Origin of the sequence: Pseudochrobactrum algeriensis, from assembly GCF_018436245.1 — a bacterium.
Taxonomy (GTDB): domain Bacteria; phylum Pseudomonadota; class Alphaproteobacteria; order Rhizobiales; family Rhizobiaceae; genus Pseudochrobactrum; species Pseudochrobactrum saccharolyticum.
In genome coordinates this window covers 2063754-2085939 of sequence record NZ_CP075361.1, presented here as the reverse complement: position 1 = coordinate 2085939, position 22186 = coordinate 2063754, and the positions used below count along the sequence as shown (strand labels likewise).

At 49.8% G+C, this 22186-nt stretch carries 23 protein-coding genes, 1 tRNA gene and 1 pseudogene; 18 read left to right on the top strand and 7 right to left on the bottom strand.

Annotated elements, in window-relative coordinates; all coding sequences use genetic code 11:
* Nucleotides 1–53 precede the first annotated feature (53 nt).
* The 6 genes from KHQ09_RS11820 to KHQ09_RS11795 are packed head-to-tail and all read left to right on the top strand — an operon-like array spanning nt 54 to nt 6246.
* Complete coding sequence (locus tag KHQ09_RS11820) at nt 54–1031, top strand: ABC transporter permease (RefSeq protein WP_213598399.1); 978 nt, start codon at nt 54–56, stop codon at nt 1029–1031.
* Nucleotides 1028–1927, top strand: a complete 900-nt coding sequence (locus KHQ09_RS11815) for an ABC transporter permease (RefSeq protein WP_213598397.1) — start codon at nt 1028–1030, stop codon at nt 1925–1927. Before KHQ09_RS11820 ends, KHQ09_RS11815 begins: the two co-directional genes overlap by 4 nt.
* Nucleotides 1927–2928 (top strand): ABC transporter ATP-binding protein, encoded by a 1002-nt coding sequence (locus KHQ09_RS11810; protein ID WP_213598395.1) that lies wholly within the window; start codon nt 1927–1929, stop codon nt 2926–2928. Before KHQ09_RS11815 ends, KHQ09_RS11810 begins: the two co-directional genes overlap by 1 nt.
* On the top strand, nt 2925–3926 hold the full coding sequence (locus KHQ09_RS11805; protein ID WP_213598393.1) for an ABC transporter ATP-binding protein: 1002 nt from the start codon (nt 2925–2927) through the stop codon (nt 3924–3926). Before KHQ09_RS11810 ends, KHQ09_RS11805 begins: the two co-directional genes overlap by 4 nt.
* Nucleotides 3926–4801 carry an alpha/beta hydrolase gene (locus KHQ09_RS11800; protein ID WP_213598391.1) on the top strand — a complete coding sequence of 292 codons (876 nt, stop codon included), beginning with the start codon at nt 3926–3928 and terminating at the stop codon, nt 4799–4801. The genes KHQ09_RS11805 and KHQ09_RS11800 overlap by 1 nt, the downstream gene beginning before the upstream one ends.
* 26 nt (nt 4802–4827) lie before the next feature.
* Complete coding sequence (locus tag KHQ09_RS11795; protein ID WP_213599966.1) at nt 4828–6246, top strand: M20 family metallopeptidase; 1419 nt, start codon at nt 4828–4830, stop codon at nt 6244–6246.
* A gap of 74 nt (nt 6247–6320) precedes the next feature.
* On the opposite strand, the gene KHQ09_RS11790 is transcribed toward KHQ09_RS11795, so the two are convergent.
* Nucleotides 6321–6668, bottom strand: a complete 348-nt coding sequence (locus KHQ09_RS11790) for a hypothetical protein (protein ID WP_213598389.1) — start codon at nt 6666–6668, stop codon at nt 6321–6323.
* A 162-nt stretch (nt 6669–6830) separates the two neighbouring features.
* Here KHQ09_RS11790 and KHQ09_RS11785 point away from each other — a divergent pair, with 162 nt between their 5' ends.
* A complete protein-coding gene (locus KHQ09_RS11785) occupies nt 6831–7154 on the top strand; it encodes an SH3 domain-containing protein (protein WP_213598387.1) in 324 nt (107 codons plus the stop codon).
* A 47-nt stretch (nt 7155–7201) separates the two neighbouring features.
* On the opposite strand, the gene KHQ09_RS11780 is transcribed toward KHQ09_RS11785, so the two are convergent.
* Together KHQ09_RS11780 and KHQ09_RS11775 are read right to left on the bottom strand one after the other, a co-directional pair.
* Nucleotides 7202–7711, bottom strand: a complete 510-nt coding sequence (locus KHQ09_RS11780; protein ID WP_213598385.1) for an MgtC/SapB family protein — start codon at nt 7709–7711, stop codon at nt 7202–7204.
* Between the two features lie 85 nt (nt 7712–7796).
* Nucleotides 7797–8231 carry a DUF2834 domain-containing protein gene (locus KHQ09_RS11775; RefSeq protein ID WP_213598383.1) on the bottom strand — a complete coding sequence of 145 codons (435 nt, stop codon included), beginning with the start codon at nt 8229–8231 and terminating at the stop codon, nt 7797–7799.
* A gap of 346 nt (nt 8232–8577) precedes the next feature.
* Here KHQ09_RS11775 and KHQ09_RS11770 point away from each other — a divergent pair, with 346 nt between their 5' ends.
* Nucleotides 8578–9072: a hypothetical protein gene (locus KHQ09_RS11770; protein WP_213598381.1), complete on the top strand. Its 495-nt coding sequence runs from the start codon at nt 8578–8580 to the stop codon at nt 9070–9072.
* Between the two features lie 62 nt (nt 9073–9134).
* On the opposite strand, the gene KHQ09_RS11765 is transcribed toward KHQ09_RS11770, so the two are convergent.
* Both KHQ09_RS11765 and KHQ09_RS11760 read right to left on the bottom strand, forming a co-directional pair.
* On the bottom strand, nt 9135–9554 hold the full coding sequence (locus KHQ09_RS11765; RefSeq protein WP_213598379.1) for a group III truncated hemoglobin: 420 nt from the start codon (nt 9552–9554) through the stop codon (nt 9135–9137).
* Between the two features lie 95 nt (nt 9555–9649).
* A complete protein-coding gene (locus tag KHQ09_RS11760; RefSeq protein WP_213598377.1) occupies nt 9650–10552 on the bottom strand; it encodes a LysR family transcriptional regulator ArgP in 903 nt (300 codons plus the stop codon).
* Between the two features lie 99 nt (nt 10553–10651).
* On the opposite strand from KHQ09_RS11760, the gene KHQ09_RS11755 reads away from it, so the two are divergent.
* The 3 genes from KHQ09_RS11755 to KHQ09_RS11745 are packed head-to-tail and all read left to right on the top strand — an operon-like array spanning nt 10652 to nt 12897.
* The gene (locus KHQ09_RS11755; protein ID WP_213598375.1) at nt 10652–11263 is read left to right on the top strand and encodes a LysE/ArgO family amino acid transporter; all 612 of its coding nucleotides are present in this window, start codon (nt 10652–10654) and stop codon (nt 11261–11263) included.
* Nucleotides 11264–11286: 23 nt separating this feature from the next.
* The gene (locus tag KHQ09_RS11750; RefSeq protein ID WP_213630839.1) at nt 11287–11970 is read left to right on the top strand and encodes a B3/B4 domain-containing protein; all 684 of its coding nucleotides are present in this window, start codon (nt 11287–11289) and stop codon (nt 11968–11970) included.
* A 21-nt stretch (nt 11971–11991) separates the two neighbouring features.
* Nucleotides 11992–12897 (top strand): dihydrodipicolinate synthase family protein, encoded by a 906-nt coding sequence (locus tag KHQ09_RS11745; protein WP_213598373.1) that lies wholly within the window; start codon nt 11992–11994, stop codon nt 12895–12897.
* A gap of 219 nt (nt 12898–13116) precedes the next feature.
* Here the strand turns inward: KHQ09_RS11745 and KHQ09_RS11740 are convergent, their stop codons facing one another.
* The gene (locus tag KHQ09_RS11740) at nt 13117–13590 is read right to left on the bottom strand and encodes a c-type cytochrome (RefSeq protein ID WP_213598372.1); all 474 of its coding nucleotides are present in this window, start codon (nt 13588–13590) and stop codon (nt 13117–13119) included.
* 590 nt (nt 13591–14180) lie between these two features.
* Between KHQ09_RS11740 and KHQ09_RS11735 the strand changes: the two are divergent.
* Nucleotides 14181–14808, top strand: a pseudogene (locus KHQ09_RS11735) (LysE family translocator).
* A 331-nt stretch (nt 14809–15139) separates the two neighbouring features.
* Here KHQ09_RS11735 and KHQ09_RS11730 read toward each other — a convergent pair.
* A tRNA-Lys gene (locus KHQ09_RS11730) sits at nt 15140–15215 on the bottom strand.
* A gap of 515 nt (nt 15216–15730) precedes the next feature.
* Here KHQ09_RS11730 and KHQ09_RS11725 point away from each other — a divergent pair.
* The 6 genes from KHQ09_RS11725 to cysT all read left to right on the top strand — a co-directional run bounded on the left by KHQ09_RS11725 (nt 15731) and on the right by cysT (nt 22136).
* Nucleotides 15731–16408 carry a DedA family protein gene (locus KHQ09_RS11725; RefSeq protein ID WP_022709872.1) on the top strand — a complete coding sequence of 226 codons (678 nt, stop codon included), beginning with the start codon at nt 15731–15733 and terminating at the stop codon, nt 16406–16408.
* Between the two features lie 774 nt (nt 16409–17182).
* Entirely contained in the window at nt 17183–18742 is a 1560-nt protein-coding gene (locus KHQ09_RS11720; protein ID WP_075656249.1) for a TerC family protein, read from the top strand.
* A 190-nt stretch (nt 18743–18932) separates the two neighbouring features.
* Nucleotides 18933–19499 (top strand): NADPH-dependent FMN reductase, encoded by a 567-nt coding sequence (locus tag KHQ09_RS11715; RefSeq protein ID WP_238481626.1) that lies wholly within the window; start codon nt 18933–18935, stop codon nt 19497–19499.
* 282 nt (nt 19500–19781) lie between these two features.
* Nucleotides 19782–19955: a hypothetical protein gene (locus KHQ09_RS11710; RefSeq protein ID WP_213906457.1), complete on the top strand. Its 174-nt coding sequence runs from the start codon at nt 19782–19784 to the stop codon at nt 19953–19955.
* Nucleotides 19956–20204: 249 nt separating this feature from the next.
* Entirely contained in the window at nt 20205–21215 is a 1011-nt protein-coding gene (cysP, locus tag KHQ09_RS11705; RefSeq protein WP_151159942.1) for a thiosulfate ABC transporter substrate-binding protein CysP, read from the top strand.
* Nucleotides 21216–21293: 78 nt separating this feature from the next.
* Nucleotides 21294–22136 carry a sulfate ABC transporter permease subunit CysT gene (gene cysT, locus KHQ09_RS11700; RefSeq protein WP_213598368.1) on the top strand — a complete coding sequence of 281 codons (843 nt, stop codon included), beginning with the start codon at nt 21294–21296 and terminating at the stop codon, nt 22134–22136.
* The last annotated feature ends 50 nt before the right edge of the window (nt 22137–22186 follow it).

Sequence of the window (22186 nt, the reverse complement as noted above, 5' to 3'; positions counted from 1 at the left end):
CACTGCGTCATGCTTCGGCCATCCTGACAGAATGATAGTCCGAGAAGCATGTCATGACAGCTTATATTTTGCAGCGACTTATCCAGAGCGCCTTGGTGCTGCTTGCCGTGTCGGTCGCTGTTTTCTTTGCCGTATATGGCATTGGTGATCCGATTGAACTTCTTGTCCCACCGCAGGTCAGTGCTGCCGAACGGCTGGCTCTGATCAAACGGCTGGGGCTCGATCTGCCGGTATGGCAGCAATATTTCACATTTCTGGGCAATGCCCTGAAAGGCGACCTCGGCACATCTTTCGTTCACGGCGTGCCGGTGGTCTCGCTTATTCTTGCCCGCCTGCCTGCAACATTTGAACTGGTGCTGCTGTCGATGACAGTTGCCGCCGTTGTCGGTATTCCGCTCGGACTGTTGGCTGGTCTCAATCCGGACAGCCGCCCGTCGCGTTTCATCATGGCGGGAACAGTCATCGGTTTCTCGCTACCGAGTTTCTGGAAAGGTATGATGCTGGTACTGCTGTTCAGCGTGGCACTTGGCTTGCTGCCGACCGCAGGGCGGGGCGAAACGGTCTCTGTGCTGGGCATTCAGACCAGTCTGTTTACCACCAATGGTCTGCGGCATCTGATCCTGCCTGCGCTTAATCTGGCTATTCCGAATATGGCGCTGATGATCCGTCTTGTGGCCGCCGGCACTACGGAAGCGATGACACAGGATTATGTGAAATTCGCCCGCGCCAAAGGTGTACGCCGCAAGCGCATCGTCAACCGTCATGTGCTGCGCAATATTCTGATACCGGTTGTGACTGTTGTCGGCATTGAATTCGGCAGTCTCGTTGCTTTCTCAACCATTACCGAAACCGTGTTCTCGTGGCCCGGCATGGGCAAGCTGCTGATTGACAGTATCTACCAGCTCGACCGCCCTGTGGTGGTTGCCTATGTGCTGCTGGCCACGCTGCTGTTCGTCGCCGTGAATTTCATGGTCGATGTGCTCTATGCGGTTCTCGACCCGCGGGTTAAACTGTCCGGAGATATGGTATGAATAAGCCGATTATTCCGGATTATGCCAATACACCGCTGCGCCAGAAAGTGCTGCGCAGCATCCGCAACAGGCCGACAACACGCGGTGCGGGTATTCTGCTCGGGCTGCTGGTTCTGCTGGCGGTGCTGGCACCTTTTATCGCCCCGCAAGACCCTTATGATCTGGCTTCCCTCAGTGTGATGGATAACCGCCTTGCACCGGGTTCCGCAAGTATGACCGGTTCCGTCTATTGGCTGGGCACGGATGCGCAAGGCCGCGATATGGTCAGCGCCATCCTCTATGGTTTGCGTACCAGCCTGCTGGTCGGTCTGCTGTCGACACTTGGTGCCATGACCATCGGTGTGAGTGCCGGATTGCTGGCCGCACAACTTGGTGGTGTTGCCGATGCGATTATCATGCGTGTGGTGGATTTTATGCTCGGCTTTCCGTCAATGCTGGTGGCACTGGTGCTGCTAGCCTCGGTCGGGCGCGGTGTTGATAAAGTGATCCTCGCGATTATTTTGGTGCAATGGGCGCAATATGCCCGCCTGATGCGTGCCTCTGCTCTGGTTGAACGCCGTAAAGAATATATTGAAGCGGCTGTCAATTTCGGTCTGCCGACCCATTATATTATGCTCCGGCATTTGCTGCCGAACTCTATCGGCTCGGTGCTGGTAATCTCCACCATCAGTATTGCCAGTGCCATCACATTGGAAGCCACCTTGTCGTTTCTCGGTGTTGGTGTGCCGGTGACGCAGCCTTCGCTCGGCCTTCTGATTGCCAATGGATTTGATTATCTGTTGTCGGGCGAATACTGGATTGCCGTGTTTCCGGGGATTGCACTGGTTCTGCTGATTATCTCGCTCAATTTTGTTGGTGACCGCCTGCGTCGCAGCTTTAATGTGAGAGGCGTGTGATGACAGCTTTGCTTGAAGTAAAGGGCTTAAGAACCGTATTTCACCTGCTGGGTGGCGCATGGTCGGCAGTTGACGGCATTGATCTGAGCATTGCGCGTGGCGAAGTGCTGTGCCTCGTCGGAGAATCCGGTTCCGGTAAATCTGTCACCGGTTTTTCTCTGGTGCAACTGATTGATCCGCCGGGGGAAATTGTTGAAGGCGAAATCCTGTTCAATGGCGAAAATCTGCGTGAAGCATCCGATGAACGTCTGCGTAATTTACGCGGCGACCGCATTGCGATGATCTTTCAGGACCCGCTCTCCACGCTCAATCCGGTGCTGACCATCGGCGAGCAGATGTGTGAGGCGATCCTTGAACATCGTTCCTGTGGTAAAGCGCAGGCGATGAAAGAAGCTGCGGACGCACTGGGTCGGGTCGGTATTTCCTCACCGGAAGTACGGCTGAAACAATATCCGCATGAGTTCTCTGGTGGTATGCGCCAGCGCGTGGCAATTGCCACCGCTTTGCTCAACAATCCCGATCTGATTATTGCCGATGAGCCGACCACGGCTCTGGATGTGACCATTCAAAGCCAGATCCTCTATGAAGTGCAGAAGCTGGCACGGGAAACCGGCACGGCCGTGTTGTGGATTACTCATGATCTGGCTGTGGTGGCAGAACTCGCTGATCGTGTGGCGGTGATGTATGCGGGGCAGATTGTTGAAACCGGTGCGGTCGATGATGTGCTGGACAGACCGTTGCATCCTTATACGCAAGGTCTGCTGAACTCGTCTTCCGGCATGGTAAAACCCGGGGAACGCCTGCATCAGATCGACGGCAATGCACCGCGCATTGATGACCGGCCAAGCGGCTGTCCGTTCCGCACCCGCTGTGAGCGCGCCAAACCGGTTTGTACAGAAGTTAATCCCGAACAGCAGGTGATCGACGGGCGGGTTTTCCGTTGTCACAATCCGGTATCGCTGCCTGTCCGTGAGGCATTTTCTCAGGAGGCAAGACCATGAGTGATGCATTTTTTGAAATGCGCGGGGTGAAAAAGCATTTTCACTCCAAATCCACAATGGCTGACCGCATTCTGCGCCTGACAGGGCAGGCTGCACCGGCGCGGGTTTTGCGTGCGGTAGATGGTGTTGATCTCAGTATCAAACGCGGCGAAGTGTTGGGACTTGTCGGGGAATCCGGCTGCGGGAAGTCCACTCTGTCCCGTATGGCTACAGGTATTTATCAGCCGACCGCAGGCAATGTGCTTTATGACGGTCGCGCCGTTGAAAAACTCAAAGGCCGTGAAAAGCTCGACTTTCTTTTGAAAGTACAGATGATTTTTCAGGATCCTTACGCCTCACTTGATCCGCGCATGAAGGTCAATCAAATTGTCGGCGAGGCTCTGAAGGTGCATCGCCTGATGCCGAAAGCCGAGATTGCCGGTGCGGTTAACAAAGCGCTTGAAGAGGTGGGGCTGGATCTCGCCTATCGTGACCGCTATCCGCACCAGTTTTCCGGTGGCCAGCGTCAGCGTATCGGCATTGCCCGCGCTTTGTCAGTGAAACCTGATTTTCTGGTTTGTGATGAGCCGGTATCCGCACTTGACGTGTCTATTCAGGCGCAGGTGATCAATCTGTTTATGGATTTGCGTGCCCGCTACGGGCTGACCTATCTGTTTGTCAGCCATGATCTTGGTGTTGTCCGGCATATCAGCGACCGGATTGCCATCATGTATCTCGGCCGCATTGTCGAGATTGGTTCCGCATCTGCAATTTTCAGCAAGCCTGCGCATCCCTATAGCGCGGCACTGATTAATGCCAGCCCGTCGATCAGCCGTCGCAAACGCGATTTCCAGCCGCTGACCGGTGATCTGCCATCACCGCTTAATCCGCCTTCCGGCTGTCCGTTTCATCCGCGTTGCGCCCATGCCATGCCGGTATGCCGCGAGCGCCGCCCCGAACTAAAAGATGTGACAGCCGACCAGAGCGCTGCCTGTCATTTGCATAATCCGGAGACATAATGACTACCACCATTCTTCGTCCAGAAACCGGACGCAGCACGCTGCCGTTTGTTGATCAGTATCATCCGGACAGACCGCTGGAAGTAAACTTCTACCGCCCTGAAAGCTATCGTCCTGAAGATCCGGTGATTATCGTGCAGCATGGTATGCTGCGCAATGGCGATGAATATCGTGATTTCTGGATTCCGGCAGCTGAAAAACACCGCTTGCTGATTGTTGCGCCGACATTCCCTGATGCTCAGTTCCCGATGGCGGAAAGCTATAATAACGGGCTGATCCTCGATGAAAGTGCAGGGCTTGTGCGTGAAAAGCAGGGCTGGCTTTATGGTGTGCCTGCGCGTGTTCTTGCAGCCCTTCAGGCCGGAGGTGTGACCACGCAGAAACAGGCGCGTTTATATGGCCATTCGGCTGGCGGTCAGTTCTCGCACCGTCTGCTTGCCACGCAGGATCACGGTATTTTCTCTGACGTTGTTGCGGCCAATCCGGGCTGGTACACTTTGCCTGATCTGACACGTAAATTTCCGGAGGGCATGGGCGGTATTGGTCTCGACGAGACACAGCTTGCCCGTTGGTTTGCCTATCCGATGCATATCTTCGCCGGTGATCAGGATATTGATGAGGCTGATCCCAATTTGCCGGATCAGCCGGAAGCATTCGCGCAGGGACCTTCCCGCTATAAACGCGCATATTTCGTCTATGATTTTGCGCAGAAACAGGCGCAGCGCTTAGGCATGCCGTTCAACTGGAAGCTGATTGATGTGGCCGGCGTTGGTCATGATGGTGCGGCTATGTCGCGTGCAGCCGCGGCTTACTGGTTTGAGGGGCGTATCCCGCCTGCATCCGAACTGGTCTTTGAAGAAGCAACCAATCTCTAATTTTATGCAGGAATGATCCAATGAGCATGAATGACCGTCAGGACTTGTGGCAGAAGGTTGAGGACGAAAAGCAGCGCCTCATCGAAATGAGCGACCGCGTCTGGGGAATGCCGGAGGTTTGCTATACCGAAGAGCGCTCTATGGCTGAACATAAGGCCGAGCTGCTGCATCATGGTTTCCGTGTGACCGAGGGCATTGCCGGTATTCCGACCTCTGTGATCGGCGAGGCCGGCGAAGGCGGGCCGGTTATTGCTTTTATGGGCGAATATGATGCGCTGCCGGGTCTCAGTCAGGAAGCCGGTGCGTCTGAGCATCAGCCGATTGAAGCGGGTGGTCATGGCCATGGCTGCGGCCATAATCTGCTGGGCGCTGGCGCATTGCTTGCGGCAGTTGCACTCAAAAACTATCTCGCTGAGCATAAAATTCCGGGGCGTGTGCGCTATTATGGCTGCCCTGCGGAAGAGGGCGGTGCGGCCAAGGCTTTCATGGTGCGTGCCGGTGCTTTTGACGATGCAGATATTGCGATTTCTTGGCATCCTTACAGCTTCTGGGAAGTGGCTCCGGCTTTGTCACTGGCCAATACCCGTGCGGATTTCATCTTTACCGGACGTGCCTCTCATGCGGCTGCTGCGCCGCATCTTGGACGCAGTGCACTCGATGCTGTGGAACTGATGAATGTCGGTGTCAATTACATGCGCGAGCATATGCCGTCTGATGCGCGTATCCATTATGCGCTGCTGGATACCGGCGGCATTGCGCCGAATGTGGTGCAAGCCCATGCACGCGTGCGTTATTCTATCCGTGCGATGGATTTGCAGACTATGCTTTCATTGGTCAACCGCGTGAATAAGATTGCGCAAGGTTCTGCGATGATGACCGAAACCCGTATGGAGATGAAGATCGTCAGCGCGGTTTCCAATACGCTGGGCAACAAGCCGCTGGAACAGGCACTGTATAGCACCATGCAGGAGCTGGGCGCACCGGAATTTGACGATCAGGATCGTGATTATGCCCGCAAAATCCGCGCAACGCTTTCATCGGAAGAAATCTCTTCCGTTTATAATGTGATTGGTATGCCGGAGACCGATGCACCACTGGCCGAGTTTCTGGTGCCGCTTGATCAGCCACATAAGCCGCAGATCGGCTCGACTGATATTGGCGATGTCAGCTGGGTGGTGCCGACTGTGCAGGTTCATGCGCCGACAGTGGCTATTGGTACGCCTTTTCACACATGGCAGGTGGTGGCGCAGGGTAAATCACCGGCAGCACATAAAGCTATGGTGCATGTGGCAAAAGCAATGGCCGCAACCGGTCTTGCCGTGCTGAGTGATCCGGTGCTGATGGCAGATGCCAAGGCAGCATTGGCGGCGCAGACCACCCGCACACCTTATATCAGCCCACTGAGCGAAGGCGTTGAGCCGCCGCTGGATATGTCCAAAGGCTGATGGTTGTTTAAAGCGCTGATAAAATGAAAAAGGCAGCCTTCAGGCTGCCTTTTTGCTGATGATTTTGAGTGCTCTCAATCATTCGATTTGGTGCGATACCAAATATATCCGATACCAATGATGGCGATAAATGGTGCGAAAGCCCATAGCAGCGCATTGATGAATACTTTCAGCATCATCAGGATCAGCGCATTCATCAGGAATATATTCTGTCCCATGACGAGATTTTTCAGCTCATCCCAGACGAGTTTTGAAAACGGGAACATAAGCGTGCAAATTGCAAAATAGAAAAGCGGGGCGAACTGTGCGCCGTTTTTTGCCTGCAAAGCTACCGTGACCATTAAAGCGAAGAAACAAGCACCAATTAACCAGGCACGGATCAGATATGTGCGTTCAACACCGTTCAGAATACGCCCTAACATTTTACCTCAGTCATATTTATGAATATTGATAAAGGGGCGTATAACTTTCATGTGTCGAAAAAGTAAACAAATCAAATAATTTGGTATTACTGAGGCTATGTTCATGCCCGGTACAGTTTTGAATGTTATTGTGCAACTGTAATTTACGACAGGAAGTCCGGTATGTTTTCAAAACCTATAATTATCGCTTTGGCACTGGCAGTCTTTCCGGTTTCGGCACATGCAACAACAGGGCCGGGTTGTCTTCGCGTTGTGAATGTTGATGCCGGTGATGCGCTGAATGTTCGTGCGAGACCCTCTGCAAAAAGCAGAATTGTGATTTCAATTCCTGCCAATAATTATGGTGTTCTGGCTCTGAAGGGGGAATGCACACCGAAGACAATTCCGTGGGGGCAGCGCTGGTGTCCGGTCAGCTATTCCTATGAAGACGGTACATTGCGCGGTTTTGTTAAAGCCCGTTTTGTCCGGGATCAGGAATGCCCGTGATCTTTCGGTACTGACGGTTTGATCTTACGAGATGGGAAGGCAGCTATTTATTGGCTGCCTTTTTTGTTGGTCGTTGTTTCAGGCGCGGAGGTATCGGGATCATCTGTCTGAGATTTTCCGTTGGAGAACATCCACAGGGTCAGTAATGCGAAAACCACAATGATGATTGCGACATCAAATGTGCCCATCGCACATGCGATGCCGACAGCACCGGTGGCCCAAAGACTTGCGGCTGTTGCTGTCCCTTTGACTGAAGTGCTGAGGCGTAAAATTGCACCGCCGCCGATAAATCCCATGCCGGTGATGACACCTTCTATAATACGGGCAAGCGCTTCCGGATTGTCTGCAGTGATGCTTTCAGCCGCTTGAACAAAGCCGCAGCTGGCTACGGCAACTAAGGGGAAAGTTCGAAGGCCTGCGCTTCTTTCCTCTCTTTCCCGGTGCCAGCCTATGGGCAAAGCCAATATATAGGCCGCAGCAAGGGCGATAACATGCGGCCAGACATTGAAATTATCGGCGCTGAACGTGGTTGTGATTGCTGCCTGAAACGCTTCCATTCGCTTCCTCGCATCTTTGTGGTGATGAAGAGGAAAACGTGGTGATCTGCAGAATGTTCCAAAGAAGTGGTTGTGGCAGAAGCTCTTACAGTTCCGCGCGGATGCTCATTTTCTCAATATGACCTTCCCGCAGATATAAGAATAATGGCAGCGCGAAGGATACGCCCGCAGCTAAGCCGATCAGAGCATAATATCCGGAAGGCATTTTAAGTTTCCGGCTCTGATGAATGATAAAGATAATCAGTACCAGTGCGGATATAGCGACATCTGCTGCGAAGAAGCGTGAGATATTGTTTGCAAATAAATGCTCAAAAAATAAAGCTGAGTTGAACCTGTTTTCGATCAGGAACAAACAGAAAAAATATAAAGGGAATACTGCGCCTATAATCATCAATAGAAAATAAATCTGCCGCATTCTGCCCTCCGATTTAAATATTAAAACCCGAGGAGAATAAAACGCGGCTTCCGGAGTAAAGCAAGAGGCGATAGCATGTGGAACTGCAACGGTCCGGCTGACCAATTAGTTGTCGCGTCTGCCACCAGCATAATAAAGTGCGATTGCCCCGTTTATGGCGAGTATCACAAAAATACATATCCAGAACCCTGCCATATCAATCTCCTGTCCGTGGAGAATGGCAAGTCAAAGGGCGTGTTGCCCAGCTATAATTTTCTGTAGTTTTGTTCGCTGTGAAAGTTTTGTTCTACAGGCAGGTAATCAGTTAAGACCGGTAAGCGAAGGCATGCCGTTCTAGAGCATTTCACAGCAAGTTGGATCAACTTGACGCCCGTGATAATGCGAGCAAATAAAGAATCTAGAACGAGCGCAATGATCCAATCTGGACGTAAACCGTTCTAGGTGTCGGGATATGCATGAAGAGGATAGTTGGGGTAAAATGATTTTCAGCCGGTTCTTCGCAGAGGATGTTGCTCATTTTTTGTCTGCAAGAAGGGCTGTCTACCTGCTTTGTGTTGTTGCTATTTTTACCCCGGTTTCTGCCTATGCCGAAGATGTTGCAGACTGGGAAAATATAGCTTCAGGCACTGCATTTATGTCCAATCCTGCTACTGTTGAATATAAGATCGGCTATAGCAGTATCGGTTATGACCATTCCCGTTCGGAAATTATGCTGAACTGGACTGATGGTGAGGTGCAGTCGCAGACTATTTATGAGGGGATTTATGACAGGCCACCCGCTAAAGTCTGGGGTGCCGGTGACCGTCTCTGTGTATCGATGCAAACCTGCGCACGGTATGAGGATAACTGTACGACACATATCATAGCCTATCGCTATGATGCTGATGTTAAACTGTTTTCTGAGCTTCCGGCAGGTGGCGATCTATGTCTTCAAGCAAAGAAATGATTGTGCGGATTCAATATCCGAAGTCAGTCAGAATTGTGTAGAATGTCTGCTTTAGTGAATAGTTAAACAATCCGGCGGGAATGACGCGGTGCAATTATTTTTCCGGCATGGGCGGCAATCGCCATTTCAAAACTGTCGGCAATGCGGCGCGCCCGATCAATAAAGATAATGGCGGCTTCCTCAGGAAAAATTTCCCGTGCAGTTTGCTCAAACAAGCTGAGCCAGCGGTCAAAATGCTCGCTTTTTAAATTGAGCTTCAGGTGAGGCGGCATCGGGCGACCTTCATAGCCACCGGTTTTGAGAATGACCGCCGACCAGAATTCTGAAATCTGCGTGATGTGATGATCCCAATCATGCACTGCATCTGCGAAGATCGGGCCAATTAATGCATCTTCACGGGCACGGCCGTAAAATCTGGCAACCAAAATCTGGATTGACGCTTTGTCGATGGATGGATGCGGTTGATTAATAAGAACAGTCATAACCGGTACAGGAAGCACTGCCCGACGTAAGGTGTGCTTTTTGTTGGAAGGATATAGCAGGTTGTACTCAAAACGGGCATGTTTTGAAAGCAAATTCACGGCTGGATCAAAAATTGCTTTGCAACCTGTGTAACCTGATGGGTGAGATTGGTCAGTTCATTCGCTGCCAGATGGTTGACCTGCCAGAACAGAGGAATTTCCAAAGCACTGTCAGGAACCAGTTCAACCAGATAACCAGATTTGATGTGTTCATGCACGATATGAACCGGATTCATACCCCAGCCCATTCCGGCTAAACAGGCATCGATAAAACCTTGTGTTGAAGGTATCCGATGCGTGGGTATATTAATAGTACGCCCCATTGTCCGGTTAATCCATTCCTGTTGCAGCCGGTCTTTCTGATTGAATGAGAGTGCCGGTGCTTTAGCAATTCCTTCTGCAATACCATTGGTAAAATGCTTCTCAATAAAGGCGGGGGTGGCCGTTGCCTGATAGCGCAATGCTCCCAGCTGCGAAACACGGCAGCCCTTTATTGGCTTTGAAAGTGATGTAACTGCCGCAAGTACCCGGCCGCGCTCAAGCCATTCAGCCGTATAGTCTTCATCATCAATCGCAATGCTCAGTAAATAGCCTGTATCCTGCACAAAAGGAGCCATAGCCTTTAGGAACCATGTGCCTATACTGTCTGCATTTACAGCTATGTTGATGGTAATTCGTTGCATCGCTGAGTTTTGCATCTCAGCCAGATTTGGCAAATGCTTGGCCAGCTCGCTTTCAAGCATGCTGACATGCTCCAGATGCCGGCAAAGCCATTCACCTTTCTCTGTTGCCACGCACGGGCTTCCTCTCTCGATCAAAGACACGCCGAGACGTTCCTCTATGATTTTCACACGCTGAGAGATTGCAGAGGGTGTAACATGCAGAGCTTTGGCAGCCTGTTCAAAACTGCCGGTTTGTACAACCATCTTGACAGCAAGAGCGGCAGGATAGTCAATCATGCATTAGTTTCCCTTACTTTGAATTAGATTGTTTAATTTTACTAAACCCACGTTTCTGATAACACGGTTTGCAATTCCAGCCGAGTTTAAAATTCAGATATGAGCTTATCAGTATTCATTACAGGCATGACGATGGGGCTGAGCCTGATCGTTGCCATTGGTTCGCAAAATGCTTTCCTGCTGCGGCAAGGCTTGCGCAATGAGCATGTTTTTGCCGTTTCTTTAACCTGCGCTTTGTCCGATGCAATTCTGATCGCATTGGGGGTAGCGGGCTTTGGTACGATTATCGGCATGGCGCCCTGGCTTGATCCGGTCATGCGCTATGGCGGAGCCGCATTTCTTATATTCTATGGAGCGGCTAATATGCGCTCGGCATTGCGATCATCTGAAACCCTTGCATCCGGTAATTCTGCTGAAAAGCAAAGCTTAAAAGCAGCTGTGTTGACTTGTTTCGCGCTCACATGGCTCAATCCGCATGTTTATCTCGATACGGTGATGCTGCTCGGCTCTATTTCGACCCAGTTTTCAGGTTTTGAGTTTATGTTTGCTGCCGGTGCAATCTTAGCTTCATTTTTATTTTTCTTTTCGCTTGGTTACGGGGCAAAGTGGTTGCGGCCTTTATTCGCAAAGCCGTCAGCGTGGAGAATTCTTGAGGTTATTATTGCATTTGTAATGTGGGGAATTGCTGCCCGCCTTCTTATTGGTTCGTGAGTAAATTACCGGAGTTTAACTGAATGCCTGAAGCCCCGTTTATTTCTGAGAAAATAATGGCAATAGCGCCGGATTTTCGTGCGCTGAGTATCTATGTCGATACCAAAGCGGGTGTCATGAATGAGGCTGATCCAGTTATTCTGGACGATGCGTGTGCTTATGTGCTGGCAGGCGGACCATCATGGGCAGAGGATCACCTGGCTGGTTGGGCCGACATCTATCTGAGATTTGGTGCGAAGCCTAATCGCACTCCATGTTCTGCTCAGGCACTTAGAAAACGCGTTTTGAAAGAGGGGCGCATTCCTGCAATCAGTCCTGTTGTTGACCTCTATAATGCAATTAGCTTGCGCTATGCGCTGCCGGTAGGCGGGGAAAATTACGATGCCTATGTAGGGCGTCCTCAATTGATGCTTGCTGAAGGAACCGAGATTTTTGACACTAAGAATAACGGCGAGGACGTCATTGAGAACCCGATGCCGGGGGAGGTGATTTGGCGTGATGATCTGGGTGTTACATGCAGGCGCTGGAACTGGCGTCAAGGAAGTAGGACGCGGCTTGATTATGCTGGAGGCCGTATGTGGTTTATATTGGAAAGTTTAAAAGCAATGCCTGCATCTGCTCTTGATGAAGCAGGGGATATGCTTGTGAGCGGGATCAGGAAAATGGCACCGAATAGTGAAATACTCATACAAAAAACCGTGGTTTAACCGGTAGGTGCGAGAAATTTTATGTCAGTATTAACCGGTCTCTCTGCGTTTCCGATCACGCCTGCCAATGAATATGGCGAAGTCTGCATAGAAAACCTATGTTCGCTAATCGAAAGAATGATTGTCGCCGGGGTCGATTCAATCGGGCTTCTCGGCAGTACAGGTACATATATGTATCTGAATTATGCAGAGCGAAAAAAGGCGATAGAAGCAGCGCATCAGCAAATTAAAGGCAGGGTGCCGCTAATTGTCGGCGTAAGCGCTCTGCGGACTGATGATGCCGTTAAATTTGCACAGGACGCGAAGTCTTTAGGAGCTACAGTAGGGCTTTTAGCGCCTGTTTCATACACAAGTTTAACGCAGGACGAGGTTTTTGAGCACTATGCTAGTGTTGCTAGAGATAGTCAGCTGCCGATCTGTATCTACGACAATCCGGGAACGACGCACTTTAACTTCTCTGATGCGTTAATAGCCCGTCTATCCAGAGTGACGGGGATTGTCGGCATCAAAAATGCATTGCCGGCAGATAGTAATGTGGAGCAGCATATACTGAAGCAACGCGCTTCAGTTCCGCCGGAGTTCTCGTGTGGCTATAGCGGTGACTGGAAATGCTCCGAAGCTTTGCTCAAAGGAGCGGATGTTTGGTATAGCGTTTTGGGAGGCGTGTTGCCTGAGATTTGTGTCAGTTTAACACGGGCATCTGAAAGAAAAGATGCAGAGCTGGCACATAAACTTAACGGGATTTTGCAGCCGGTTTGGTCTTTGTTTCAACGACATGGCAGCCTGCGTGTTGTTTATGAAATGCTTAATCAGCTGTCTTTGTCCGATGCTGTGCTTCCACGCCCGTTCTTACCGCTCGATAAAAGCATTGCTGCTGAAATTGCTGTTGCAATAAGGGCAATTTCTGGAGCCACAGGGCAGGAATAAATAACAATGGCAGAGCTTTGTAACATGCGAACCTGTCGCTAAAATCACATATAAATATGCACGGTTTTTATATGCAGCTACGCTGTTATGTTCTTGCGAGAAATCACTAAGCTATTGAAAAATTGGTGAATACGATACTGCTCACCCTTGCCCCTCTGATTAGAGGGCACGAAGGAAATAGACAAACTGTGCTATTGGTTGCGATGCGGGAATTGCAAATTAATGAGCGGGCATATTGGGTGGAGCGAAGACAATAAACGGCGTTTTTGATGTCTGGTTTGGTTCCACATATTCTGGGGCGGGACGCCCAATTTCCCCAAGTGACTTCACATATTGATATAATGACCGCAACTCATGGTCAGTCATGGCATTTACTCCGTACCACGGCATAGGTGGACGGGCTTTCATTGTATGTCCGTATTTTACGAACTCATCTTCGCTCATTTTGGAGAGGGAAATACGCAAATTAGCCGGATAAGTCGTCCCCCAAGGCCCTTGAAACCCGATTTGATTTCCTAACAGCGCTTTCTTGGGATCGACTTTACCACCACTTTCAGCGAAGCCTTCTGTGTGGCAGTCATGGCATCCGCCGGTCACAGCGATACGCGCACCTTCTTCCACGCTGGCCTTGTCGGCTGCTATTGCTGTACTTGCAAAAACAATAATGAAAGTCGCTGTAACAAACCTTATCATTTTTCTCTCCGTTTAGCTTGATACCTATGACAGTTAACAAGGCAGCGACGCTTAAGTAAGCTAGCTAAACGGAGTACAATATTAGCCTTTTGATGGAGGGTGTGGGCTAAATACAGAGCAGGATAAGTATTAATGAGGCAATCGACGGCCTAGGCAGTGTTGAGCTTGGTGGTTTACGTGGCTAATGCCGATAGTTGTTCGGATGATATCAATGGCTGATCGGGATATCTACCTCTATAGCCGTTTCATTCCGGTCTCTTGCTGCGTCTATCAAGTCTGGTGACGATGCGTTGCACAAGAGGATCAACAGAACACGTGATGATTACGTACGTCGTGTTGACTTTGATGGGCGTGTCAATCAATTGCGCGAAGGTATGAAAAAGCTAAAGGAAGAGACGTGGGAAAGTGCCAAAGAGACAATTAAGGGTCTCGACTAGGTGTTGGCTGTTTTAGCTCAGGAGAAAAGTAACATCCATCGACCCGTTTTTGAGTTAAGCGTTGCAAGTTGGGTACGGACGAAAAACTGATTAATTCTCAATAGTTGCCATTCATAAACTCATCGTTATCTGGCGCTTATTGGAGATCACTCCTTGCCGACAATGTCTACGGTATTAGCCTTCGCAAGCTTGACATTTGGAATGGCTCTCATTCCGGGGCCTAATATGATTTATTTAATCTCACGTACTGTTTGTCAGGGAAAAACAGCAGGTTTTATCTCTCTCTTCGGTATTGCAATGGGGTTTGTTGTTTATGTCTTGTGCAGTGCCTTGGGAATAACTGCGGCGTTTTTCGCAGTGCCTTACGCTTATGAGGTGCTGCGTTATCTGGGGGGCTTTGTATCTGCTTTTCCTGGCGTGGGCAGCCCTGCGGCCAAAGAAAACACTTTCGTTAACACCTCGTCGAGTTGATGTTGATTGTTATCAAAAGCTTTTTATAGTTGGGTTTTTGACAAATTTATTAAATCCAAAAGTTGCGATGCTTTACTTAGCGCTGCTCCCTCAATTTATTGACCCAGCACAAGGGAGTGTGTTTGTGCAGTCTTTGACACTAGGCTTAGTGCAGATACTGTCGGCAATTACGGTTCAGTCAGTAGTAATAGTAACAGCTGGTTCAATTTCCTTTGTCGTGTTGCGTCACACTAGGTGGATCAAGATGCAGCAGTGGGTAATGGGAACTATTTTTGCAGGCCTTGCACTTCGTGTTGCAACACAAAATTAAAACTATCTAATACAGCGTGAGTTACTCTACTCATACCACCCCTGAGGTAAAGCCGGACAGTTCATCCAGCCTGACCATAGCTATGCGCATCTGACCTTTGCAGCCTCTAGCCTTGCATCGGACACGGTTTCAATTTCATTTAGATGGGGTTGTTTGTGAACTGCATGGCAATCTTCCAGCTCATCTATGTTCCTGCCAGAGATGCATAAAGAGTGCTCTAGTGCATTCAATCTCATGCTGATTAGGGAGTGAGATTGCACAAAATCTGTAAACTGATTGTAAGCTACAGCAGTTCGTTCTGGGGAGGATTCCACTAAGCTATTGAAAAGCTTGGTGGGTGCGACAGGGATCGAACCTGTGACCCGCTGATTAAGAGTCAGCTGCTCTACCGACTGAGCTACGCACCCACTTTTCTGAATAATCATTCAGTAAGTGAGCGGTTCTATAAAGTGGAGCCGAAGGCCTGTCTAGTCATGAAATTATTTTTTTGAAAAAAATGTGCAATTTTCATGTCTTGTGATGTGAGGCAGGCAAGTGACTGATCCGGATTGTGCTTTTACGCCTGACTAAGATGTTTCGATTCATAAACCGCAAAACAGGCGGCTAAATAGCCTTGATACGTGATAAATCATTGCACATATAGTTTGCATTGCAGACATATAGGTATATCACGCTGAATTAAGTTTCAGCCTGCATATCGGATTTTTAATAATCTAACAGCTATACAGACTGCTGAATATTGTTGCTGCTGACTGGTTTTGTCATCAGAGTTTTGTCTTTGTGCCATAATTAGGCGCAAAAAAACTGGCATAGCGTCTGCTATGGTTCTGGTTAATCCGCCTTCCGGGCAGTATTAATCATTTACAGGAATGATGGCGAAGCAGCGCGGAAATTTTCATGCTTTGCATGATCTGAGGGTTCAATGGACGGTTTTATCGGCGATCTCGGGCAGTTTATTTCGGCCAATCAGGCTTGGGCCGGACCGATTGTCGGGTTGATAGCATTTGGTGAGTCTCTGGCTGTGATCGGTATGCTGATTCCGGCAACACCAATCATGCTGGCAATCGGCGGTCTGGTCGGGGCCGGTATTATCGATCCTATTCCCGTCATGATCGGCGCTGTTATCGGTGCCGTTATCGGCGATGTTATTTCCTATTTGCTCGGCTGGTGGCTCGGACGTCGTGTTATTCATCAATGGCCGCTGAACAAATACCGTTCTCATATTGCGCAGGCACGCCTGCTGTTCCGCAAATATGGTTTTGCTGCCGTGTTTTTTGGCCGTTTCTTCGGCCCTGTGCGTTGTACCGTGCCGCTGGTTGCGGGCATGATGTCCATGGATCAGAAGCGTTTTCAGACCGCTAATATTACCTCCGCGCTGGTTTGGGCGCCGGTCATGATCCTGCCGGGCTGGCTGGCCGGTAAAGGGGCGGGCATTTTTGCACGTCTCGATGGTACTGACTGGGTATGGATGGCTGTTGCTCTTACAGTGCTGGCGACAGTTGTCAGTATTGTTGGTGTCCGCTTTATGCGTGCACGCCCTAAACATGAGCGCAGGCGCGGTGCCGCGAAGAATAAAATCTCTGCAACACCGGCTGAATAATAGTTCCTGTCATAAATGTCGGGGCAGTGTCTGATATACACAGACACGTAAAATTGTTGCCGTATTACCAGAGGTTTGGCAAAATAATCACCGGACGAACTTGATTAGATTTGCATTTGTATTCATTATAAATGCAAATTATCAGTCCAGCAGACAGCCTTTCATCGTGCAATGGTCTGATTTTTAATAAGCTTTACGCTGAATATGAAATGTTTAACCGCGCAAATTGCGCCTAAAATGGGTCTTTAAAAACTCCGATGCCGGAAGATACTTCTGACGATTCGTCTATTCCGGATTGTTGCCGCTCCGAACTGGTAACAATCCGAAACACAATTTTCCTGCACGCCGCTGGCAGACAAAACAGGTCTTTGACATATCAGACCTCTGTTCCACCGGTTGTGCATGTTTCCCGTCCTGTACAATTTCTGCGTGATAAGACTGCCGGTGCTGCAGCTGTCATCGCCCGCCTGTTTTCTGCAAAGGAGACCGGCCCGCGGGATAAAATCCTTCTGTTTTTCTCTGTGATGTATCAAGCCTTATTTCAGGTGCCTGAAGCGGCTCTGAAGAAAGGGATTTATGATCCTGCACGATCAGCAGGAAATCACACTGCCAATAAGCATGTCCGGTTATCTGATTTCAAAACCGGTAGCGGAACGGAACTGATACGGTTTTTGGTAACCGGATTCAGTGCCGAACCAGTGCTTGCGCGTTTGGCTGGCCAAAAACAGGCTTGCAACCGCATCCCGCAACAGAAATTCTAGGAAACGACAACCCATGGAATGGATTGCCGATCCCAATGCCTGGATAGGCTTGGTTACTCTGATTGTTCTTGAGATTGTTCTTGGTATCGACAATCTCGTATTTATTTCTATTCTTGCCGGTAAATTGCCACCGAGCCAGCGTAATAAAGCGCGACTGCTCGGCCTTGCGCTTGCGCTTTTGATGCGCCTTGGTTTGCTGGCCTCGATCTCGTGGATCGTAACGCTTACACAGCCGCTCTTTACCATTTTCTCCTTTGGTTTCTCCGGCCGCGATATCATTATGATCGTCGGTGGTGTGTTCCTGCTTGCCAAAGGTACGATGGAACTCCATGAGCGTCTTGAAGGTGAAAATGCCGTCAAGGAAGGTAATCCGGTTCATGCGGTGTTCTGGCAGGTTATTGCGCAGATCGTTGTTCTTGATGCCGTGTTCTCGCTCGATAGCGTGATTACCGCTGTGGGCATGGTGCAGCATCTGCCGGTGATGATGATTGCTGTCGTTGTTGCTATGGCAGTGATGATGGTTGCTTCCAAGCCGCTGATGACATTCGTCAACAAACATCCGACCGTGGTTATCCTGTGTCTTGGCTTCCTGATGATGATCGGTTTCAGTCTGGTGATTGAAGGCTTCGGTTATCACGTGCCTAAGGGCTATCTCTATGCGGCAATCGGCTTCTCGATCCTTATCGAAGCTGCCAATCAGGTCGGCCGTCACAATCGTGAAAAACGCGTGACGACCAATGATCTGCGTGAACGCACTGCCGGTGCCGTGCTGCGCCTTCTTGGCGGTGGCCGCGGCAGCGACAATGCTCTGTCGGAAACTGTTGACGTGATTGCAGAACATACTGCTGCGGCAGATGTGTTCCGTCCGGAAGAAAAGGAAATGATCCGCGGCGTGCTGGATCTGGCTGATCGTCCGGTGCGATCCATCATGACGCCGCGTAATGAGGTGGAGTGGCTGGATCTGGATGCGAGTGAAGAAGAACTTCGTAATGAATTGCGCCAGTTTGCCCATTCTCGTGTTATTCTTGCCCGTGGTCAGGTCGATGAATTTGTCGGCGTGGCGCTGACAAAAGACTTGCTGCTTTATCTGGCGGATTCTGCACCGATTGACTGGCAGAGTGCTATGAAACAGCCGTTGGTTGTTCATGAGCACAGCAATGTGCTGCGGGTTATGGAGCAGTTGCGCGGTTCTCCGGTGCAGATGGCGGTTATCGTCGATGAACATGGCTCTTTCGAAGGTGTTGCAACGCCGACGGATATTCTTGAGGCCATTGCCGGTGAGTTTCCGGATGAAGATGGCGATGCTCCGAGCGTTGAGACCGTTGAAGACGGTGTCTGGATTGTCGATGGCTTTACAGATATCCGCCGTCTGAGCGGTATTCTGGATCGTGATCTTGTGGATGAGGATGACCGCTATACGACACTGGCCGGTTTTGTTCTCTGGCATCTCGGCCATATTCCGACAGGTGGCGAAAAATTCACTGCCGAAGGTTTCGAGTTCGAGGTTCTGACCATGGAGCGCCGTAACATCGCCAAAGTCAAAATCACAGCTTTGCCTGCTTATGATCTTTAAGCAGCCTGACTGATAAGAGAGAAACGCCGCATCATCTGATGCGGCGTTTTTATATAAAATGCATTGTCCTATTCTGTGAACACTGTGTCGCAGGAGATAACTTGCAGTTTTTCTGAAACACTTTTAACAGGTGGCTGAAAAGAGGGCGCAGTTATGCCTGTCTGTTTTTCAGCTGAAAAAGGAAATATCCGTGCCAAAGCTTTATACAATCATTTGTGCAACACGTTCTGCGCGTCAAGGCGATAAATTTGCCAAATGGTTTAATGATTTTGCAGCTGCAAATTCTGATTTCGATGCAGAGCTGGTTGATCTGGCAGAAGTTAAACTGCCGTTTTTTGATGAATCCACACATCCGCGTGCGCAGAAATATGAGCATGAGCATACCAAAAAATGGAGCAAGCTCATTGATGCCGGTGATGCATTTGTCTTTGTGATTCCGGAATATAACTATTCCCCGCCGGCTGAATTCTTCAATGCGGTGAACTTCCTCAATACCGAATGGAATTACAAGCCTGCAGCTATTATGAGCTATGGTGGTGTGTCCGGCGGTCTGCGTTCCGCACAGGTTGCCCGTTCGCATCTGAGCACATTGCGTATGATGCCGCTGCCGGAAGGTATTCCGCTGCCGAATTATCCGCAGTTCCTGAATGAGAACGGTGAATTTGTTGCGACTGAAATGGTTGAAGCCAGTGCAAAGACTGTTCTGGCAGAGCTGAAAGTTTGGAATGACGGTTTGCAGACAATCCGCAATAAGTAAGCTTCCATCTTATTGATGTTGAATGAAAAACCGCTGCAGCAATGCAGCGGTTTTTTGTTGTGTGGCAGCGGATTGATAATCTTAAATCACATAAAATTAATGGGATTATTGACAATAGCACTGTATTGGCAGACATTAACGGAATGTTAATTCTGGAGCATTTCCAGTTTATCTTGATCACAGGAAATGCTCTGTCTCTTTGTTTTTGCGCGTATCTTACCCGAAAACCGTTTCACACTTTTCGGGAAACGCTGGCAATCTGACGATACAGGAGTGTTATTCATGGCTCTATTTCAGTCTCTGAAGGGAATGATGAAACAGCGCGGTCAGGCGTTTCAAAAATTCTGGCAGGAAATTTCTCAGGACGAGAAGACTATTGAACGGCGGCGTCAAAACCGCCTTGCACCTAACCAATCCGAAAAATTCGGCTGCTGGCGTCACCGCGGTATTTGGTAAAACCTTCCGCAAACTGCGATTTTTCAAGCATGTTCCGGAAATCAAATTGCGTCATATGAATGTTCGGTAGCAAAATCTTGCTCATTCTTTTTCTGACGTATCATAGATTTCTGATTTTGTTTCTAAATGTAAATTATCTATTTAAATCAATAATTTAGTATTGATTTCATGCCGCTGCTGCTTAATCTTTGGAGCTATAGATAACTCCAATCATTTGCCTCAGGCAAAGACACAGGCGGCGGGTATTTCATGAAAAAACTTCTGTTAGCGGCCGGGCTTGTGCTCGGTTTGGGAACTTCTTTGACTGCGGCACAGGCTGAGGATCCGAAAGAAATCCTCAATGTCTCCTATGACATTGCCCGTGAACTGTATGAGCAGGTCAACACAGCCTTTATTCCGGTGTGGAAAGAGCAGACCGGTGAAACACTCACCGTCAATCAGTCTCATGCCGGTTCTTCCAAGCAGGCCCGTTCTATTCTCGAAGGGCTGGAAGCGGATATCGTGACCTTTAACCAGGTGACGGATGTGCAGGTACTGCACGACAAAGGCAATCTGATCCCTGCGGACTGGCAGAGCCGTCTGCCGAACAATTCCTCGCCTTATTATTCACTCCCAGCGTTTCTTGTGCGTGCAGGCAATCCAAAGCAGATCAAAAACTGGGATGATCTGGTGCGTGAAGACGTACAGGTGATTTTCCCGAACCCGAAAACCTCGGGTAATGCGCGCTATACCTATCTGGCAGCAACTGCCTATGCGCGTGAAGCTTTCAATAAAGACGATGCCAAGGTTCGCGATTTCATTACCAAGCTGTTCAAGAATGTTCCGGTGTTTGATACCGGCGGCCGTGGTGCGACCACAACCTTTACCGAGCGCGGTATCGGCGATGTTCTGGTGACATTTGAGGCCGAAGTGCTGGGTACTCAGAAGCTGCTCGGCAAAGACAAATATGAAGTTGTGGTGCCCCCAATCAGCTTGCTGTCCGAGTTTCCGGTGACTATCGTTGATAAGGTTGTCGATAAGCGCGGCTCGCGTAAAATCGCGCAAGCCTATCTCGATTTCCTCTATGCGCCACAGGGGCAGGAAATTCTCGCCAGCAATTTCAACCGTGTGCATGACGCTGCAACCATTGAAAAGCACAAAGCCAATTTCCCTGAGGTGAAACTGGTGCGTGTGGAAGATGAATTCGGCGGCTGGGCAAATGTGACCAAAGAGCATTTCGCTGAAGGCGGTATTCTCGATCAGCTGTTCACGGGCAAATAACGTGATCTGAAAATGACAGCCGGTGCGTCTTCAAAGACGCGCCGGTTTTTCCCATATCCCATACAGAGCAGACCGGTTATGAAAAGACCAATCTTTAAAGTCAGAAAAACAGTGATGCCGGGCTTTGGCATTACGATGGGCTGTACGCTGCTTTATCTGACGGTGATTGTGGCTCTGCCGCTTTTTGCTCTGGTGATGAAAACCGCAAGTCTTGGCTTTGCTGATTTCTGGTCGATTGTCAGTTCGCCGCGTGCTGTGGCGACATTCAAGCTGACCATACTTACCTCTGCCGCCGCGACGGTGTTTAATGCTCTGTTTGGCCTGCTGATGGCATGGGTGCTGGTGCGCTATGAGTTTCCGGGCAAGCGCCTGCTGGATGCTGCCGTTGATCTGCCTTTTGCACTGCCGACTGCCGTTGCCGGTCTGGCGCTGGTAACCGTTTTATCGAAGAACGGCTGGATCGGGCAATATACTGAACCGCTTGGCCTGTACCTGGCCTGTACGCCTGCGGGCATAATAATTGCGATGGCCTTTACCAGTATTCCCTTTGTTATCCGAACAGTACAGCCGGTACTTGAGGATCTGAATCATGATGTGGAGGAGGCGGCGGAGACGCTAGGTGCCAATCCGTTGCAGGTTTTTACTCATGTGATCTGGCCGATGATCCTGCCTGCATTTCTGGCAGGTAGTGCTTTGTCCTTTGCACGTGGTTTGGGAGAGTTTGGCGCGATTGTTTTCATCTCTGCCAATCTGCCGTTTAAAACCGAAGTGACTTCGCTGCTCGTTTTTGTGCGGCTGGATGAATATGAATATCCGGCAGCTGCGGCTCTGGCGATGGTGATGTTGCTGATGGCTTTTGCCATGCTGCTGATAACCAATCTGATGCAGGCACGGCAGCTGCGCTATGCGGAGCGAAACTGATATGGCGATTTTGGCTTTTCCTGCTTTGGCTTCTGAAAAAACCTCACCGC